Below are 15,914 nucleotides of genomic sequence, written 5' to 3' on the forward strand. Positions count from 1 at the left end.
CATCCCGCTGGCGACAGCGCGTGCGCGATGTCATCAACGGAATCTACAATAGGCGGTCTTTCTCTCCCGGACCGCCCCGATGAAACTGCCTGCCGCCTGGTTGTGCTGCCTGCTGCTGACCTCGCCGGCCTGGGCCGCCGATACGACGGTCAGTGGCAAGGTCTATCTGGAACGCGACGGCAAGGCCGGTCGTGGTGCCACCGACCCGGGCCTGGCAGGTGTGCAGGTCTCCAACGGCGAAACCATCGTCAGGACCGCGGCCGATGGCAGCTATTCGCTGCCGGTGCGCGATGGGCAGACGGTGTTCGTGATCAAGCCCGACGCCTATTCCTTCCCGAAGGCGGCCGACGGCCTGCCCTCGTTCTGGCGCCACTACCGCCCCACCGGTTCAGCGGTGCTGAAGTACGGCGGCATCGCCGCCACCGGTGATGCCACCCGCAGCTGGGATTTCGCCCTGCAGTCGGATCGCCACGACAGCCGTCGCGGCTTCCAGATGCTGGTGTTCACCGATTCGCAGACCGCCAGCCTGCAGGACATCGGCTATTACCAGCAGTCGATCGTGGCCCCGCTGGTGGGCCAGACCAAGGCCCGGCTGGGCACCACCCTGGGCGACATCGTCAACGACGACCTGAGCCTGTACCCGGCGATCAACCAGGTCACCACCCAGCTGGGCGTGCCGTGGTTCCATGTGCCCGGCAATCACGATCTGGATTTCGACGCGGCCAGTGATGCGCATTCGCTCGACAGCTGGCGCAACATCTATGGGCCCGATACCTACGCGGTGGAAGAGGGCGGCGCCAGTTTCGTGTTCCTCGACGACGTGGTGTACGACCCGAAGGCGAAGCCGAAGTACGTAGGCGGCCTGCGCGAAGATCAGTTCACCTTCCTGGCAGGCTATCTGCAGGGCCTGCGCAAGGACCGCCTGCTGGTGCTGGGCATGCACATCCCGTTGTTCGACGCAGCGCCGGGGCGCGAAACCTTCCGCCATGCCGACCGCCAGCGCCTGTTCGACCTGTTGAAGGACTTCCGCAACGTGCTGGTGCTCAGTGGCCACAGCCATACCCAGCAGCACGTGTACCACGGCAAAGCCGAGGGTTGGCAGGGTGACAAGCCGCTGCACGAATACAACGTCGGCGCCAACTGCGGCGCGTTCTGGTCGGGGGTGAAGAATGCCGCCGGCGTGCCGGACAGCACCATGAGCGACGGCACGCCCAAGGGCTATGCGCTGCTGGACGTGGCCGGCAACGGCAGCTACCGCCTGCAGTACCGCGTGGCCGGCGCCGCCGCCAGCGAGCAGATCGGCCTGCATGCGCCGAAGGTGCTGCGCCAGGGGGCCTACCCGGCGTGGGGCGTGTACGCCAACGTGTACATGGGCGAGGATGCCAGCGTGGTCGAGTACCGCATCGATGGCGGTGCCTGGCAGCCGATGAAGCAGGTCAGCCAGCCCGATCCGCGGCTGATGGTGGAGAACGTGGCCGACGATCTGGCGCCTGCGCTGCGGGGCTACGACCGTTCGCCGGAAGCCACCGCCTCGCCGCACCTGTGGCGCGGCGCGCTGCCGACCGATCTGGCGGTGGGCAGCCACAAGGTCGAGGTGCGGTCCACCCAGCCGGACGGCGCGGTGTTCACCGCCACCACCAGCTACAGTCTGCAGACCGCCCGGCCCTGAGCCGGGGCGGCTGGTACAGTCGTGGCAGCGCCACATCGCCGGGCACCACGTGCTGGTCCAGCGCACCCGGCCGCTGCTGTTCGCCGGTTTCCGGCCGCAGCGCCTGCGGGCGCTGGTGGACGGCGTGCAGGTGGTGGAACAGGAAGGCATGTAGCCGGGCGGGCGCCGTGCCGTGCTAGGCAAAGCCGCTCCAATGCCTGAGAATCGGCACGATTCAATCGATCCAAGCAGGCCAGCGTGACCATCGCAGCAGCGTCTCCGGTTTCCTCCGACTCCGCCCGCGGCGGCCTTCCGCGCAGTCTGGTCGTCGCCGATGTCGGCGGCACCTTCGCCCGCCTGGCGCTGGCCGAAACCACGCCGGGGCAGGCGCCACGGCTGGGCAGCTACCGCACCTATGCCTGCGCCGACCACGCCAGCCTGGCCGCGATCCTGGCCGACTTCACCGCCAGCCTCGAGGTACCGGTGCGGACCGCGGTGGTGGCCATCGCCGGCCTGCTCGATGGCGATGTGCTGATCAATGCCAACCTGCCGTGGACGGTCTCGCTGTCGGCCACCCGCGCGCAGTCCGGGCTGCACGAGCTGCAGCTGATCAACGATTTCGAGGCGGTGGCGCTGGCCATCCCCTACCTGCAGGCCGATACGCTGGTGCCGTTGAATGGCGATGCCGACCCGGCGCAGGCGTTTCCGGCGCTGGTGCTCGGTGCCGGTACCGGTCTCGGCGCTGCCCTGCGCTTCGCTGATGGCGGACGCCCGGTGTTGCCCAGCGAGATCGGCCACGCCGCACTCGGCGCCGGCAACGCACTGGAACTGCAGGTGCTGGGACAACTGCTGCGGCGCTGGCCCCACGTCGACAACGAACGCGTGCTGTCCGGCAGCGGCCTGATGAACCTGTACCCGTGCCTGTGCGAGCTGCGCGGCGTCGCTCCGGTATGGACCAGCACCGAGGCGCTGATCGGCGCCGCGCGTAGCGGTGAGGACGCGCTGGCGGTTGAGACGCTGCAGGTGTTCTGCGCCTGGCTGGGCAGCCTGGCTGGTGACGCGGCGATCGCCGTCGGCGCGCGCTCGGTGTACCTGGCCGGCGGCATTTCCGCGCACGTGCAGGATTTCCTGGCCGATGGCCGCTTCCGTGAGCGCTTCCTCAACAAGGGCGTGCTGACCGACGTGCTGCGCCAGGTGCCGGTGTGGCGGGTGGAGCACGGCCAGCTGGGCGTGCTCGGCGCCGCGGTCTGGCACGCCGCGCGGCAGACCGCGCACGACTGAACCATGGGGTGTGGCCGGCATCGGGCCGGCCGCGCAAAGCAGACCAGGAGGGGAAGATGGTGGATCGCAGGCAGTTCCTGCAGGCCGGTGCGCTGGCCGCAGGCATGGCGTCCCTGCCGGGCGTGCAGGCACGTACCCGGGCCGGGGCGAAAGTGGTTTCAACCTGGGATTTCGGCGTGCCGGCCAACCAGGCTGCATGGACGATCCTGGCCGCGGGAGGCACTGCGCTGGATGCGGTGGAAGCCGGTGCACGTTGGGCCGAGAGCGAGCTGTGCAACCCCACCGTCGGCCACTGCGGCAACCCTGATCGCGACGGCGTGCTGAGTCTTGACGCGAGCATCATGGATGGCGATGGCCGCTGTGGTGCGGTGGCCGCGCTGGTCGACATCCTGCATCCGGTGTCGGTGGCCCGAAAGGTGATGGAAAACAGCCCGCACGTGCTGCTGGTGGGCGAGGGCGCGCGGCAGTTCGCGCTGCAGCAGGGCTTCGAGCGCCAGCAGCTGCTGACCCCGAAGGCCGAAGCGGCGTGGCGCGAGTGGCTGAAGACCGAAAAGTACCAGCCGCAGATCAACGCCGAGCGCCGCGGGCTTCCCGGCAACAGCGACAACCACGACACCATCGGCATGCTGGCGCTGGATGCGAAGGGCAATCTGGCCGGTGCCTGCACCACCAGCGGCATGGCCTGGAAGCTGCACGGTCGCGTCGGCGACAGCCCGATCATCGGCGCCGGCCTGTATGTCGACAACGAAGTCGGCGCAGCCACCGCCTCGGGCGTGGGCGAAGAGATGATCCGCAACGCCGCTTCGTTCCTGGTGGTCGAACTGATGCGCCAGGGGCGCTCGCCGGCGCAGGCCTGCCGCGAAGCGATCGACCGCGTGGTGCGCAAGCGCCCCGAAGCGAGCAGGACGCTGCAGGTGTGTTTCCTGGCCATGAACAAGCAGGGCGAGGTGGGCGCCTATGCGCTGCACCGCGGCTTCGTCTACGCCGTGTGCGATGCGCAGCGCCAGGACGACCTGCGCGATTCGCCGTCGATCTACACGAGCACGCAGGCGTGAGTGGCCGCCGCACGCTGGAAATCGCCAGCAATTCGCTGGCCTCGGCACTGGCCGCCCAGGCCGGGGGCGCCGACCGCGTCGAGCTGTTCGACAACCTGGCCGAGGGCGGCACCACGCCGTCGTTCGCCAGCATCGCCATCGCCCGCGAACGCCTGTCGATTCCGCTGTTCGTGCTGGTGCGGCCACGCCCGGGCGATTTTCATTACGACGCGCTGGAAACCGAGCTGATGCTGCGCGACATCGCGCAATGCCGCGCGCTGGGCTGCGATGGCGTGGTGATTGGCGCACTGGATGCGCAGGGTGACATCGACCTGCCGCTGTGCCGCGAACTGGTGCAGGCCGCCGGGCCACTGCAGGTGACCTTCCATCGCGCCTTCGATGCTGCCCGTGATCTGCCGGCCGCGCTGGAGCAGGTGATCGGGCTGGGGTGCCAGCGTGTGCTGACCTCGGGCGGCCAGGCCAGCGCCGAGGCCGGTGCCGATGTGCTGGCGGGTCTGGTCGCCCAGGCGGCGGGACGCATCACGGTGATGGCTGGCGCCGGGTTGGGCCCTGGCAACATCGCGGCCGTTGCGCAACGGAGCGGCTGCACCGAACTGCACGCCTCGGCCAAGGGCCTGCGGCGCTCGGCGATGCAGTTCCAAAACCCGGCGCTGCGCGGGCTGGACCCGGACTGGAGCCAGACCGCCACCGCGACCGTGGCCGCGTTGCGGCAGGCGCTGGACGGCTGAGGGCTGCCCGGGGCGGATCCCTTCGCAGAAGGGCTCTGACCTCACCCGGATGCTCACGCGTTGCCGAAAAATGACGTTTCTGACCTGCGCGGATTGCCAGTCAGTCTGCCAAACATCGGAACGCAGGGGCCTCTGTGTTTCCGGGTAGACGATCAAGCCAGGATTATTGACAGTGGGGTCCAACTCCCCGTGGCAATGATCCTCCTTCCGCATGCCTCGATTGCTCCTGCTATTTCTCTGTTTGCTGCACACCGCCGGAATAGCTGCAGAGGAGGGACAGCCCCCAATGTTTATCTGGAAGGCGGTCGGACCCGAGGGCGGCGGCATCGACGATTTGCTGGGCGGCGTGACGCTGGCACCCGCTGCTACAGGCGTATTCGTCGACACACGGGTACATCGGATCGGGGAGAAGCGCTTTCGCGCGCTCTATCAGGTGTTCGATTCAAACGCTTCCAACCCGATGGGGCGCTGTGGCGCGGGGCGCGAGATCCATCTGTTCGTCTACGAATTGACCCTGCCGAAGCCCATTGAGCGCGGCAGGGTATTGATCAGCAGCTGCCTTGAGACCCTGTCTCTGGCGAGCCAGAACTCAGGGCGACCCCAAAGTGAATCCGACCTTTCCTCGGTCATCTGGCAGGGCGACGGGTTCACCATCGAGTGGTGGGGTATCAGACCCGGAGGCGATGCGTCGAGCCGCTACGCCCTCCGAAATGGCCACTTCGTCCCGACTCGATCGGGTGAGGGGAATCGCTGAGGTCGGACAAAACCGTTCTGCGCGCAGTTGTCGTGATCGTGTCACTACTTCGTGCGCCGTTCTCTCAGCGATGTTTCGCAACTCTTTGATTGTTCTGGATACCGGCAGCCGATAGTGGCATGCCGCCGGCTGTTGCTGCGCCGCCGCATGCCGTGCATGGTTCAGCTGTGCTTTAGTTTGGATCGATCCACAGGGGAGGGCGCCGCGACGGTCTTGAACCGATCCAGCGCCCGGATCAGCCGTAGTGCCGCGCCACCACCCGTCCGTGCGTCCACACTTTCGAAGAGCAACCACCCATGGCTCATTCCGCCCGCACCTGCCGTCACCTGTTGTCCCAGGCCCTGGTCCTGGCCCTGTTGCCTCTGGCTGCCGGCGCGCAGGAGGCGGCCAGTTCGTCCACCAAGGACCTCGATGCGGTCACCGTGACCGGCTCGCGCATCAAGCGCGCCGCCGTCGAGGGGCCGGCACCGGTCAACGTGATCACCGCCGCGCAGATCCAGAAGGAAGGCTTCGTGACCGTCTACGACGCACTGAAGACCCTGACCGAAGCGACCGGCACCGTCGAAGCGGCCTCGCAGTGGGGCTCGCACACGCCCAACGCCAGCGGCCTGAACCTGCGCGGCATGGGCCCCAACCGTTCGCTGCTGCTGGTCAACGGCCGCCGCGTGGCCGACTACCCGCTGCCGTATGGCGGGGAAACCAACTTCTCCAACTACAGCAACATTCCCGCGGCGGCGGTCGAGCGCATCGAAGTGCTGACCGGTGGTGCCTCGGCGATCTACGGTTCGGATGCGATCGCCGGCGTGGTCAACGTGATCCTGAAAACCAACTACGACGGCGACGAAGTGCGCGTGCGTGGTGGTACCTCCACCGAAGGCGGCCGCGATACCTGGGACCTGTCCTGGGCCGGCGGCAAGACCGGCGACACCTGGAGCGTGACCTACGCGCTGCAGTACACCAAGCGCGATCCACTGTTCGGCCGCGACCGACCGCAGATGGACGACGCTGACGATGCGCCGTACCCGTCGTGGAACATGGAGCAGCGCAAGGTCGGCTTCCGTCCCACCGCCGGCCTGGCGCTGATCGATCCGACCACCGGCCAGCGCCTGGCGCCGCCTGCCGGCACCTGCGAGAAGTTCGATGGCGAGTACTACACCGCCGATCGCCTGGTCTACAACTACAACGCCAACACGATCACCAATACCGGCCGCCTGTGCGGCATGAGCGCCGACTACAGCAACTGGCTGCTGACCGGTGGTGCGGAGAACGTGTCCGGCAACCTGTACGCCACCTTCGACTTCGGTGACGACCTGCAGGCCTGGAGCAATCTGGCGGTGTACCGCTCCGAAGCGATCTGGGGCACCAATCCACCCAGCGCGACCCTCATCGACGATGCCAACGGCTACTACTGGGACGCCACCCGCGACCGCCCGGTGCTGGGCGTCCGCCAGTTCACCCCGAATGAAGTGGGTGGCCTGGATACGCTGCGCAACACCAACCGCGAACTGTCCTGGGACTGGAGCGCCGGCCTGCGCGGGCGCCTGGCCGATCGCTTCGACTGGAGCGCCACGGTCGGCCGGTCCTATTACCGCGTTGAAGAGCGCCAGAACGTGGTGGACGAGCAGAAGTCGTACGACTTCTTCCTCGGCCCGCGCCTGGGCACCACCGCCGATGGCGAGGCGATCTACGCGCTGAACGAATCGCGCTGGTGGAACCCGATCACGCCGGACCAGTACTGGCAGATGGGCACGGTGGCGAAGAACCGGGCAAGTTCGTGGGTCAACCAGGCGTCGGCGGACATCACCGGCGAACTGTTCCAGGGCTGGGCCGGGCCGGTCTCGTTCGCGGCCGTGGCTGAAGTGGCCAAGCAGGGCTACCACCTCAACCCGGATCCGCGTGCCGGCATCGATTTCGATCTGCAGAACGTCGATCGGGGTGGCGGCGAACGTACGCGCTACTCGGCCGGCGTCGAATTCAAGATCCCGTTGGCCGCGAACCTGATCGCCACCGCTGCAGCGCGTTACGACCGCTATGGCAGCTACACCGCCGATGACGGCGCCGACGGCCTGGATATCGGCAGCCAGAAGGAAACCACCTGGAATGCCGGTCTGGAATGGCGCCCGTTCGAATCGCTGCTGGTGCGCGGCTCCTACGCCACCAGCTTCCATGCGCCGGACATGCACTACCTGCTGGGCCAGCCCAGCAGCTCGGAAGTGCTGACCTATGACCGCCTGCGCTGCATCGAGAGCGGTGCCTACCTGGTCAACAACTGCGGCGTGGGCAACACCGATGTCTGGTACGCGTTCGATGTGAACCGCCGCGGCACGCCGCTGCTGCGCTCGGAAACCGGTGATTCGTGGACGGTCGGCTTCGTCTGGGACGTGCTGCCCAATCTGTCGATGAGCGCGGACTACTGGGCGATCAAGCTGGAAGACATGATCGTCGATGTCGGCGCCGACGAGGTGCTGGCCAGCGAGGCCGGCTGCCTGACCGGCAAGAACATGGACGGCACGCCCTGGGCCAATCCGGCCGGCGACGCCTACTGCGCCGGCATCCTGGCGCGGGTGAACCGTGACAGCAGCGGCCGCCTGGTGTCGATCGAACGCGGGCCGTTCAACCTGGCCAGCCGCGAAGTGCGCGGCATCGACCTGACTGCCCGCTACCGGCTGGAAACCGCGCACTGGGGCAGCTTCCAGCTGGGGGTGAACTACACCAACCAGATCTCGACCAAGGAGCAGCGCTATGCCGCCGATCCGAACCCGGAGCGGCGTGACCGCGACCTGCGCAGCAAGCTGCGGGCCAGCCTGGCCTGGCAGCGTGGCAACTGGAATGCCAATGTCTATGCCGACCGCGTCGGTTCGGTGCCGGGCGTGCGCTACCACTGGGGCACCGACCGGCTGGACAACCCGGGCGGCTGCCTGCCGTTCGCCGACGGCTACGTGCCCAGCGACAGCCCGTCGCTGAACTGCCTGGAGCCCGCCACGCGGCCGGACGGTTCGCCGAATCCGAACCCGAACGCCGGGCAGCAGACGGCGCGCTACTACGGCCGGGTCGGGCCGTTCATCACCTGGAACTTCAACGTCGGCTACCAGGTCACCGAGCACATGAAGGTCAACGTCTACGTCAACAATGCCTTCAACGCGGCCAGCTGGAACCACAAGGACCCGTACAAGGTGGATTACGATTTCGCGCCGACCCGCCTGCTCAGTGCGGTCGGCCGCGAGTTCGCGCTGGAGTACGTGTTCACCTTCTGAGGCGGACCGTGCAGGTACGCCGGGCACCGCCCGGCGCTACCGCTGAGCGCGGAGGCGGAGGCCTGGATGCCCATTCAGGCATGAGGACAGGCGGGATTTGACCTTCCTACGATGGCAAGGTTTAGCCTGTCCGCATCCAGAAGGAATCCCGGGAATCCGATCATGAGTACGCCCCGCGCCGTTGCAGCCCCCGCAAGCTCCGCCACCATCAGCCTGCCCATCGAGGGCATGACCTGCGCCAGCTGTGTCGGCCGGGTCGAGGCGGCGCTGTCCAAGGTCGACGGCGTGGGCAGTGTTTCGGTCAATCTGGCCACCGAGCGTGCGGATATCCGCACGTCCGGCCCGGTCGATCGCGCCGAGCTGATCCAGGCGGTGGAGCGGGTGGGCTACGACGTGCCTGCCGCGACCGTTGAACTGGCGGTGGACGGCATGACCTGCGCGTCCTGCGTGGGTCGGGTGGAGCGCGCGCTGCTGGCGGTGCCGGGTGTCAGCCAGGCCAGCGTGAACCTCGCCACGGAGCGGGCAACCGTGCGCGGCGTGGCGGCGGTGGAGGCACTGGCGGCGGCCATCGACAAGGTCGGCTATGCCGCACACCCGATCGAGGCCGGCGTGCAGTCCGATGAGGAGGCCGCCGGAAAGAAGGATGCAGAGCGCGCTGGGCTGAAGCGCGACCTGATCGTGGCGACCGCGCTGGCGCTGCCGGTGTTCGTGCTGGAAATGGGTTCGCACCTGATTCCCGGCATGCACGAATGGGTGATGGCCACCATCGGCATGCAGACCAGCTGGTACCTGCAGTTCGCACTGACCCTGCTGGTGCTGGCCATTCCCGGCCGCCGCTTCTACCAGAAGGGTTTCCCGGCACTGCTGCGGCTTGCACCGGACATGAACTCTCTGGTGGCGGTGGGTACCGCCGCGGCGTTCGGTTACTCGGTGGTGGCGACGTTCCTGCCGCGGCTGCTGCCGCCGGGCACGGTGAACGTCTACTACGAGGCAGCGGCGGTGATCGTTGCGCTGATCCTGCTCGGCCGCTTCCTGGAGGCGCGTGCGAAGGGCCGGACCTCGGAGGCGATCAAGCGCCTGGTCAACCTGCAGGCCAAGGTCGCGCATGTGCTGCGTGATGGCCGCAGCGTGGATGTTCCGATCAGCGAGGTGGTCGCCGGCGATCTGCTTGACGTGCGGCCCGGCGAGCGCGTGCCGGTGGATGGCGAGGTCACCGACGGCCGGAGTTTCGTTGACGAATCGATGATCACCGGCGAGCCGGTGCCGGTGGAGAAGTCCGCTGGCAGCAGCGTGGTCGGCGGCACCGTGAACCAGAACGGCGCGCTGACCCTGCGCGCGACCGCGGTGGGCGCGCAGACCATGCTGGCGCAGATCATCCGCCTGGTCGAACAGGCGCAGGGCGCCAAGCTGCCCATCCAGGCGGTGGTCGACAAGGTGACGCTGTGGTTCGTGCCGGCGGTGATGCTGGCGGCACTGGCGACCTTCCTGGTCTGGCTGCTGTTCGGACCGTCGCCGGCGCTGACCTTCGCCCTGGTCAATGCGGTGGCGGTGCTGATCATTGCCTGCCCGTGCGCGATGGGGCTGGCGACGCCGACCTCGATCATGGTCGGCACCGGTCGCGGCGCCGAGATGGGCGTGCTGTTCCGCAAGGGCGAGGCGCTGCAGCTGTTGAAGGATGCGCAGGTGGTGGCCGTCGACAAGACCGGCACGCTCACCGAAGGGCGCCCGCTGCTGACCGACCTGGAGATCGTGGCCGGATTCGAACGGTCCCACGTGCTGGCGGCGGTTGCTGCGGTGGAATCCCGTTCGGAGCATCCGATTGCGCGCGCGATCGTCGATGCGGCGACCGGCGAGGGCCTCGCCCTGCCGGAACGGGCGGATTTCGAATCGGTCACCGGCATGGGCGTGCGCGCGACCGTCGCCGGTGCCCGCGTTGAAGTGGGTGCGGACCGCTTCATGCGCGCGCTGGCGGTGGATATCGAGGGCAGCCACGCGACCGCCGAACGGCTGGGCAATGAAGGGAAATCGCCGCTGTATGCGGCCATCGACGGTCGCCTTGCCGCAGTCATCGCGGTGTCCGATCCGGTCAAGGCCAGTACGCCGGCCGCCATCGCCGCGCTGCATCACCTCGGCTTGAAGGTGGCGATGATTACCGGTGACAACGCGCGTACCGCGGAAGCCATCGCCCGCCAGCTGGGGATCGATGAAGTGGTGGCCGAAGTACTGCCCGAGGGCAAGGTGGAGGCGGTGCGCCGGCTGCGCGCCGCGCACGGCAGGATCGCCTTCGTCGGCGATGGCATCAATGACGCACCGGCGCTGGCAGCAGCGGACGTCGGCCTGGCGATCGGCACCGGCACCGACGTGGCGGTCGAATCGGCCGACGTGGTGCTGATGTCGGGCAACCTGCAGGGAGTGCCGAATGCCATCGCGCTGTCCAAGGCGACCCTCGGCAACATCCGCCAGAACCTGTTCTGGGCCTTTGCCTACAACACCGCGTTGATTCCGGTTGCCGCCGGCGCCTTGTACCCGGTCTGGGGCATCCTGCTGTCACCGGTATTCGCCGCCGGTGCGATGGCGCTGTCCAGTGTGTTCGTGCTGGGCAATGCACTGCGCCTGCGGCGCTTCAAGGCGCCGCTGGTCGACGCTCCCTCTGCAACGCCGTAAGCCGGAGAAGGCGCAATGAACATCGGTGAAGCATCCAGGGCCTCCAGTGTCTCGGCCAAGATGATCCGCTACTACGAGCAGATCGGCCTGATACCCCCGGCCGAGCGCACCGGGTCAGGCTATCGGGCCTATTCGCAGGCCGACGTGCACCGGCTGCGCTTCATCCGCCGCGCGCGTGATCTCGGCTTCTCGGTGGCCGAGATCACCGACCTGCTGGGCCTGTGGAACGACACGTCGCGGCACAGTGCCGACGTCAAGCGCCTGGCCGAACAGCATATCGACGATCTGGAGCAGCGCATCGAGAACATGCGGCAGATGGCCGATACGCTGAAATCGCTGATCAGCTGCTGCGCCGGCGATGACCGCCCCGAGTGCCCGATCCTGCAGCGGCTGGGCGAGGGCGAGGATGATGGGGCGGTGGCGGACAGCGCGCCGAAGACCGGCGCGGTCCGCCGCCGATCGCCCCGGCACTGAACGAACACGAACGCGCATGAAAAAGCCCGCCCTGTGCAGCTGCACGGGGCGGGCCGGGTTGCAGGTGCCTGCGCGCGGGGGTCAGCCCGCGCGCGGCGGGAAACCGGCCTCGGTCAGCGCCGCCACGATCTGTGCCTCGCTGGCCGAGGTCTGCACCTGCACCCGGCGGCTGGCCGGGTCGGCCTGCACGCTTGCCTGCGGATCGACCTGTTCGATCGCCTTGGCCACGCTGCGTGCGCAGCCGCCGCAGGTCATGCCCTCTACGTGGAATTCCATCTGTCGCTCCTTGATTGCTCTGGGGGTGCGGCCAGTGTGCGCCTTCCAACGATGGCAGGGTCAAGCAGACCGCCACGGAAAAACGGCAGCCACCTGTACCAGCGTGGCTGCCGTGGAGGAGCGTTGCCGTTGCAGGATGCCGCCGGGCGATGCCGGTGGAATCCAGATGGCCGGGTCGCGCCGGGCCATGCCCGGCGGATATCACGTGTCCAGGTAGCGCCGGGCCATGCCCGGCGGATTCCAGGAGCGGCCTCAGAACTTCCAGTTCACCCCGAAATACAGCTGGCGGCCGGCATACAGGTTGGACAGCAGGCGGGCCTGGCTGTCGTTGCCGATATAGCTGCGCAGTTCGGACTTGGTGGCATTGAGCACCGCCGCAGTGACGGTCCAGTCCGCGGTGATGTTGTAGGCCACGTTCAGGTCAAGCTGGCTGTACGGCTTGGTGTAGGTGGTCAGGCCGTTGTTGAGGCCACCGACCACTTCGCCACGGCGGTTGTACGAGGCGCGGGCCAGGAACTTCTCGTTCTCGTAGAACACGGTGACGTTGGCCTGGTTCTTGGCGCTGCCGACCAGCGGCGAGGAACCGATCGCTTCGCCATCCAGCACGATCGAGGCCAGGTTGGTGTCGTTGTAGGTGTAGTTGGCCTGCACGCCCAGACCGAAGTCGAAGGTGTACTGGCCATACAGTTCCACGCCCTGCGACACGCCATCGCGGCCATTGGCTTCGGTGCTGTACTTCTGCACGGTCACCGTCTCACCACCGACGGTCATCTGCTGATCACGCACCACCGGCACGGTGAAGTTGTCCACGTTCTTGCGGAACAGGGCCACACCGGCCACCGAGCCGGGCTTGAAGTACCACTCCAGGCCCAGGTCGAACTGCACCGCCTTGAACGGTTCCAGCGCCTTGTTGCTGCCCGAGCCGTACCAGCCCGGAGTGTCGGTGCCACCGGCGACGCGACGGTCGTTGCTGTATTCCTCGCTGATGTAGTTCAGGCCGCCGGGGTAGGCGATGCTGGTGTAACCCGGCCGCGCGATCACCTTCGAGGCCGCGCCGCGCAGCACCAGGTTGTCGGTGATGTCCCAGGCGATGTTGAAGCTCGGCAGGAAGTCGGTATAGGTCTTTTCCAGCGAGCTGAGGGTATATACCTTGTCGCGCACCTGGTTGTCCGGCAGGCGCACGAAACCGCCCTGGCAGCGCAGGTTCGGGTCGGCGGCCGGATCATCGCAGCTCATCGGCGCGCCGGCGGCGTTGTCCACGAAGTAGTCGTTGAAGCGCTCCACCGAATCGCTGGACTGGGCGAACTGCTTGGTGCGCACCACGCGCACGCCGACGTTGCCGCGCACGCGCTCGGTACGGAAGTTGGCCTGGAAGTAGCCCGAATAGATCTTCTCGTTGACGTCGTAGACGAAGTCTTCCTCGGTGCGGTTGTGCGAGCCGCCGTAGGTCTGGTTCAGATAGTCGATGTAGGCGGGGTAGTTGATGCCCGGGAACACATTGGCGTTGAAGCCGCCAGCGATGTTGCTGATCGGATTGGACAGGAAGAAGCCCGGCTGCGCGTCACCGGCGGTCGGGTCGCACCCGGCCTGGTAGCGGTTGTTGTCGTAGTCGGACGGATCCAGCCCCTGGCACACCCAGTAGGTGTTGCCGGTGTTGCGATGGACCTTGCCGTCACGGTACTTGGCGCCGAACTGGATCGAGTCCAGCCAGCCCGCTTCGAACAGCTTGGTGACGTCGGCCTGGAAGTAGTTCTGCTTGACCTCGGTCTGCATCCACGACGAATCGGTGGAGCCGGTATCGACTTCGGCGACGCCGGCCATCAACTGCTGCTGCAGGTCCGGCGAGACGGTCAGCGACGGCGTGCCGGTCAGGTCCCACGCGGTGTACTGGTTGCCTGCCAGCCACTGGTCGCCGACCTTGCGGCGCGGCTTGGCCGACATGCGGAAGTTCATCGACGGGCCGCCCTTGGACCAGGTACGGCCGCCGGTGAAGCTGGCCTTCCACAGCGGGCTGATGTCCCAGTCCACGGTCAGGTCGGCGGTCTGCGAGAGCGCCTTTTCCCGGCTGTAGCCACCGGTCAGCTGCGGGGTCGGGATGGTGCAGTCGTCCGGCCCCCAGCCACCCGGCGGCAGCCCGGCCGCGGCGGCCTGGTCTTCGCTGCAGTAGTAGGTCTTGCCGGCCAGCTTTTCGTACTGCGCACCGGTGACGATGCTGCCGCTGGGATCGAAGGTGAGGCCGTTGAGCAGGCGTCCGCCGGCCCAGTTGCCGTCGCCGTTGTAACGCGCCAGGTTCCACTCCGGCACCTTCAGCATGTTCTGGGTGTAGTCACCCTGCAGCTCGAAGCGGAAGTAGTTGGCGGTCAGGGTCAGGTTGTCGATCGGCTTGAACTGGAAGGTGAACTGGCCACCCTTGCGCTCGCGTTCCTCTTCCTTCACCGCGAAGTTCACCGAGGTCGGCATGAAGAACTCGCTGTAGTTCTGCCCCGCCTGGTTGTTGAAGCCGGACTGGCCCCACCAGTAGTGGATGCCATCCTGCTCGAGCAGGTTGCCGTTGGCATCACGCGCGGTGGTGTTGTTGCCGTACCACTGGTAGTCCTCGGTGCTGGTCTCCATGGTGCGGCTGGTGCGCTTCTGCTGGGTGACGCCGACCAGCACGCCGAAACGCTCGTCCTTGCTGTGCCAGGAGTACAGCGCCGAGACCTGCGGATCGATGTCGTGGCTGGTGTCGGAGGTGGTGCCTTCCAGGTTGACGTAGCCGGAGTTGGCTTCCATCTCCAGCGGGCGGCGGGTATGCAGGATGACCGTGCCGCCGATGCCGCCTTCGTCGATGCGCGCCTCGGGCGACTTGAACAGCTCAGCGCTGGACAGCATGTTCGACGGCAGCAGGGTGTAGTTGAACGAGCGGGTGGCCTCGTTGTTGGTTTCCGAGGACGCGACGTAGTTGCCGTTCAACTGGGTCAGGGTCAGGTCCGGCGCCAGACCGCGCACGCTGACTGACTTGCCTTCGCCGCCGCTGCGGGTGATGACCACGCCGGGCACACGCTGCAGGGCGTCGGCCACGTTCTTGTCGGGGAACTTGCCGACGTCCTCGGCGGTGATGACCTCGACCACCGCATTGGCATCGCGCTTCTGCTGCAGGCTCTTCTCGATGGCGTAGCGGTAGCCGGTGACCTGGACGCTGTCCAAGGTGGTGGCATCGGGCGTTGCGGCCGGCGTGGCCTGCTGTGCAGCGGCGCCGGCCGGCAGGACGGCGGCGGCCAGCGCCAGCGCGATGGCCAACGACAATGCGTCCTGGCCATGCGTGCGTGTTGAATGCTTCATTCCCATCTCTCCCTCTCTCCTGGATTGATCCGGTGACGTGGCACGGACAACTTGAATCGATCTAATTTGAAGTGACTTTGTCGCTGTCGCCATGCAGTGGCAGTAGCACCGCGCACGTGGCCTGGTACGTCCTGTTGCTGCTCCCCCAACTCCCGGCCATCGCAACGTCGTCTTGGATCGATCTAAGCGATGGGCGGGCGATTTTTAGCATGGGTCGCCCGTGGGCGCATGCTGCTGCGCAATATGGTACTGGTGTGGCGAAGGGATGACGGTTTGCTGAAAACAGTGGAAACGTTTTCGTGCGCAGGGGAGGGTGGGTCGGCAGGGCTGCGCCCTGCACCCGCCGAAGCCAGGCCGAAGCCAGAGCCGAAGCCAGAGCCGAAGCCAGAGCCAGAGCGGCTCTGGTTTTCAGCTGGTTTGGCGGGGCCGTGTGGGCTGGCAGGACACGCCGTAAACCCC

The 15,914-nt window shown here is 67.1% G+C and carries 10 protein-coding genes; 8 read left to right on the forward strand and 2 right to left on the reverse strand.

The features are described from left to right. Nucleotides 1–79 precede the first annotated feature (79 nt). From Q5Z10_RS10250 to cueR, 8 genes are all read left to right on the forward strand, one after another. On the forward strand, nucleotides 80–1,669 hold the full coding sequence (locus Q5Z10_RS10250; RefSeq protein ID WP_303638974.1) for a calcineurin-like phosphoesterase C-terminal domain-containing protein: 1,590 nt from the start codon (nucleotides 80–82) through the stop codon (nucleotides 1,667–1,669). Nucleotides 1,670–1,906: 237 nt separating this feature from the next. Beyond that, on the forward strand, nucleotides 1,907–2,929 hold the full coding sequence (locus Q5Z10_RS10255) for a glucokinase (protein WP_303638975.1): 1,023 nt from the start codon (nucleotides 1,907–1,909) through the stop codon (nucleotides 2,927–2,929). A gap of 56 nt (nucleotides 2,930–2,985) precedes the next feature. Next, nucleotides 2,986–3,984, forward strand: coding sequence for a glycosylasparaginase (locus Q5Z10_RS10260; RefSeq protein ID WP_303638976.1), 999 nt, complete (start codon nucleotides 2,986–2,988; stop codon nucleotides 3,982–3,984). Next, nucleotides 3,981–4,712, forward strand: a complete 732-nt coding sequence (locus Q5Z10_RS10265) for a copper homeostasis protein CutC (protein ID WP_303638977.1) — start codon at nucleotides 3,981–3,983, stop codon at nucleotides 4,710–4,712. The genes Q5Z10_RS10260 and Q5Z10_RS10265 overlap by 4 nt, the downstream gene beginning before the upstream one ends. A gap of 286 nt (nucleotides 4,713–4,998) precedes the next feature. Further along, the gene (locus Q5Z10_RS10270) at nucleotides 4,999–5,466 is read left to right on the forward strand and encodes a hypothetical protein (RefSeq protein ID WP_303638978.1); all 468 of its coding nucleotides are present in this window, start codon (nucleotides 4,999–5,001) and stop codon (nucleotides 5,464–5,466) included. 296 nt (nucleotides 5,467–5,762) lie between these two features. Beyond that, nucleotides 5,763–8,720: a TonB-dependent receptor plug domain-containing protein gene (locus Q5Z10_RS10275; protein WP_303638979.1), complete on the forward strand. Its 2,958-nt coding sequence runs from the start codon at nucleotides 5,763–5,765 to the stop codon at nucleotides 8,718–8,720. Between the two features lie 162 nt (nucleotides 8,721–8,882). Next, nucleotides 8,883–11,384 carry a heavy metal translocating P-type ATPase gene (locus Q5Z10_RS10280; RefSeq protein ID WP_303638980.1) on the forward strand — a complete coding sequence of 834 codons (2,502 nt, stop codon included), beginning with the start codon at nucleotides 8,883–8,885 and terminating at the stop codon, nucleotides 11,382–11,384. Between the two features lie 15 nt (nucleotides 11,385–11,399). Further along, on the forward strand, nucleotides 11,400–11,858 hold the full coding sequence (gene cueR, locus Q5Z10_RS10285; RefSeq protein ID WP_303638981.1) for a Cu(I)-responsive transcriptional regulator: 459 nt from the start codon (nucleotides 11,400–11,402) through the stop codon (nucleotides 11,856–11,858). Between the two features lie 81 nt (nucleotides 11,859–11,939). Here the strand turns inward: cueR and Q5Z10_RS10290 are convergent, their stop codons facing one another. Together Q5Z10_RS10290 and Q5Z10_RS10295 are read right to left on the reverse strand one after the other, a co-directional pair. Further along, nucleotides 11,940–12,134: a heavy-metal-associated domain-containing protein gene (locus tag Q5Z10_RS10290; protein ID WP_303638982.1), complete on the reverse strand. Its 195-nt coding sequence runs from the start codon at nucleotides 12,132–12,134 to the stop codon at nucleotides 11,940–11,942. Nucleotides 12,135–12,386: 252 nt separating this feature from the next. Continuing rightward, entirely contained in the window at nucleotides 12,387–15,461 is a 3,075-nt protein-coding gene (locus Q5Z10_RS10295) for a TonB-dependent receptor (RefSeq protein ID WP_303638983.1), read from the reverse strand. Between the last annotated feature and the right edge of the window lie 453 nt (nucleotides 15,462–15,914).

Source organism: Stenotrophomonas sp. 704A1 (assembly GCF_030549525.1).
Lineage (GTDB): Bacteria > Pseudomonadota > Gammaproteobacteria > Xanthomonadales > Xanthomonadaceae > Stenotrophomonas > Stenotrophomonas tuberculopleuritidis.